Genomic DNA, 2,813 nt, shown 5'->3' with positions numbered 1-2,813 from the left:
TTTCTCAGCCCTTTCTTTGGAAAGAAACGGCACCCCGAGTCATTTAAAACGTGCAATCTGTGGCTAGATTAAGGGAAGTGGTTTGCGGGCACAAGCCCGTGTGCTGCCAGAGCGCTTTTTCAGCAATTAATGGTAGCCCTCATCTGACTTGCACTCAGCCGGAGGCCTGACATGACGTAAATGCCCGATGGGTGGGCGCGGATTCAGCAGGAAAAGTTTTGCTATTCCGGGGATGAATCCGGTGGATTACAGGACTCAGTTTCAAAAAGGTTTTTAGCAAAATTGTCCAGGTTTAGGGGTTCAGTTCACCTGTTTATCCTTGCCGATAAGCATATTGCCGATCGCGGCGATGAATCAGTCTTCCGTGGCGGGGTTGACGTTTCTTTTTAAGCGCTGATGGCCATTGTGATCACTTGGCTTTTGTTCGTACTGAAGTTTGACGGCTGGAAGCGCGGTAAGGCAAACATAATCACCATGGCCGTGCTGGCAGTGCTTCTTGAGCTGGCGGTCACTAAGACCATCTACATGCAAAAATAATGCTTTGTTTGCCTTTAAAGGCCGTGTGTTATTTAATTCCCTGAGGATATCACTACATAGGATCTTGTAATGGCAGATTTAAACCAAATGGATCGGAACGCGCCAGGGCATCAATACCATTTCAGAACACCTCTGTCGCCAGGCGAATATTTCGCAATAACTCCCACCTATCGCCCTCCACATAACGCTCAGCCCATTATCGACGACCAAACAGGTGTATGCATTGGCTACTCTGTAGCTCAGGCGCCCGGTCTGTGGCAAATATATGACGCTGATGGGCGATTTGCGATGCTCGAAGAAGCCCCCTTAGAGGCGCCGCTGATTGACCCCATCGACATTGCCTTATTCATGTTTGGTGCATTTCGTCTGCTGCGCACAGGTGTAGGATTGTTTGAGGCGGCCACCAGTAACAGAGTCAAGGCTGCATTAAGCGGCGGTGCGCTCAATATCTTGAAGGGACGCTTCAAGGCTGGTCTGTCAGTAAAGAATCTGTTGTTCACGCAAGCCACTGCCAAACATATGGCCGACCCTGGAAGGTATATTCCCGTTCATATCCTTGAAAAAGCGGTAAGGTTCGGAAGGCGAGTTCCGGATCCACAAAAGATACCCGGCCAGTTCGAATACCTAATAGGCATGACCCGCCTCACTAAAAGAGTTGAAGGGAATGCGATCGTTTATAGACCTAAGAAATATACTTTACAGGTTGTCGTCAGAGAGAAGGACTGGACAGTAATGCACTACCACATAGAGGCGGTTCGATAATGTTTGAAATCAAAAATGAAAGCGTCTTATTCCGCTTCTCCTTTGTCGAGCGAATCGAAGTTCTGGAAGATCGCCGACAAGATCTGATTGTGTGCTGGCTGGAGATTGAAGAACCTTCCATAAAGCTGCAATGCGAGTGTGAGCTGACCCTTTTTGATCTGGAAAGGCTTCGAGACATGCTTTCGCGGTTCTATAACAAGATCACGAACAACATCGAAGCGGCTCCTGAATTATTCACGCCAAGAGTGCCTGTGTTTACGTTTGAAGTCCGTGAGGTTGAAGGCGATGATATTATCGGCTTCAACTTTACTGCCAGCCCTCAAGAAGATGAAGGGTGGACGCTCAAGGGTGGCATCGTGATTGACCAGTCTTATTTCCCCGACCTAATTCGTGGGGTAGAGTCCATACTGACTAATTAACGGACACTTTGTTAAGTCAGCTGACCATTCGTGCTAAGCTGCCTTAACAAAGTTAAAATACATCAAATAGTTATCACACAGAACATTCCCCGATCGGTTTATACACTGTTAAAATCTGCGCCTCATACGGCCCTTCTGACCTCTCCCTGGAATTCGATACAACGCTCAGTCAGTTATGTCGGATTTGACCCGATCGGTATAGATATTGGGCAGGTTATTAAACAGCAAAAAATGTTTATAACTTCTTTGTTGAGCCGCAATTTCTGTCGCTGATCTTGTGCCTGGCCAGCCTTGCTGGCAGGTTTTCGCCGGGTTGGATCTGCAGTTCCTCTGAGGAAGCGATCGTAACTTATCCAGGCAATCAGTCAAACAGCCACTTTCTGGCCTTAGCAGAAGCGATTAGCATGCTAATTGTTAATGGCTTTGGTTCAACGTCTGGCACTTTTTGAGATTTTGGACGGAGGAAATTGGGAAGTAACCCCTTTTCATTAGGCCAATACGTTAAGAAGTTGAATGAACCACTATCGACATTAAAGCGCTGGAAATAATCCTGCATGATGTCATCTCCCGTTTCACGGGCCCAGGGATACCTTCCTGTAGAGAGACTGGTTTCGAGCGTTAACTATGGCTTATTTCTCGCAAAAACAGCTTTTTGTTATAGGTATTGTCATACCAGTCCATAACCGCCAATTCTAGATCGTCCATTAACATACCTTTTCGCCTCCTCTTGCAATTCGGTTATAGGTACTAACGGTGTTAAAGCTAATTCGGGATACATCATTCATGACAAAAACTATACCTAAAATCGGTATCCAGCGGCCTGCAAATGCGCCCAAGTTAGTTACATAACTAAATCTTATAATTTATTCTGTTGTATCCATTTCACTAATTCCCTTTAGTAAAGCCTGGCACAGAGTGGCGCTGCATTTTCACTCATTCCAGTGTGACAGCTGAATATAGAACGCGGCCAGTCAGGTTGTGATCGGCACCTCACCTTCCAGCGGAATCTCTGCAAGCTGCACATTAAAATTTCGGGTCAGTTTCAGCAACAGAAATTTTTCACTCTTTAAATCGGTATCCGGCGGCCGATTTCTA

3 protein-coding genes and 2 pseudogenes are annotated in these 2,813 nt (G+C 46.4%); 3 read left to right on the top strand and 2 right to left on the bottom strand.

What is annotated here, in order from left to right; all coding sequences use genetic code 11:
* Positions 1-405: 405 nt before the first annotated feature.
* The 3 genes from WCC56_RS16730 to WCC56_RS16720 all read left to right on the top strand — a co-directional run bounded on the left by WCC56_RS16730 (position 406) and on the right by WCC56_RS16720 (position 1,718).
* Positions 406-537 carry a hypothetical protein gene (locus tag WCC56_RS16730; RefSeq protein WP_424693465.1) on the top strand — a complete coding sequence of 44 codons (132 nt, stop codon included), beginning with the start codon at positions 406-408 and terminating at the stop codon, positions 535-537.
* A gap of 69 nt (positions 538-606) precedes the next feature.
* Positions 607-1,299 carry a hypothetical protein gene (locus WCC56_RS16725; RefSeq protein ID WP_424693464.1) on the top strand — a complete coding sequence of 231 codons (693 nt, stop codon included), beginning with the start codon at positions 607-609 and terminating at the stop codon, positions 1,297-1,299.
* Entirely contained in the window at positions 1,299-1,718 is a 420-nt protein-coding gene (locus WCC56_RS16720; protein ID WP_424693463.1) for a WapI family immunity protein, read from the top strand. The genes WCC56_RS16725 and WCC56_RS16720 overlap by 1 nt, the downstream gene beginning before the upstream one ends.
* Positions 1,719-2,079: 361 nt before the next feature.
* Here WCC56_RS16720 and WCC56_RS16715 read toward each other — a convergent pair.
* Together WCC56_RS16715 and WCC56_RS16710 are read right to left on the bottom strand one after the other, a co-directional pair.
* Positions 2,080-2,280: pseudogene (locus WCC56_RS16715) on the bottom strand (DUF1493 family protein); the annotation flags it as partial.
* A 142-nt stretch (positions 2,281-2,422) separates the two neighbouring features.
* A pseudogene (locus WCC56_RS16710) lies at positions 2,423-2,578 on the bottom strand (STM2901 family protein); the annotation flags it as partial.
* Positions 2,579-2,813 lie beyond the last annotated feature (235 nt).

The organism is Erwinia sp. (assembly GCF_049696395.1).
Taxonomy (GTDB): domain Bacteria; phylum Pseudomonadota; class Gammaproteobacteria; order Enterobacterales; family Enterobacteriaceae; genus Erwinia.
Note: the sequence above shows the minus strand (reverse complement) of the source record. Positions and strands in the feature narration are given on the sequence as shown.

Coding starts and splice junctions, on each gene's coding strand:
- WCC56_RS16725 (WP_424693464.1), top strand. CDS start 607: ATGGCAGATTTAAACCAAATGGATCGGAACGCGCCAGGGCATCAATAC.
- WCC56_RS16720 (WP_424693463.1), top strand. CDS start 1,299: ATGTTTGAAATCAAAAATGAAAGCGTCTTATTCCGCTTCTCCTTTGTC.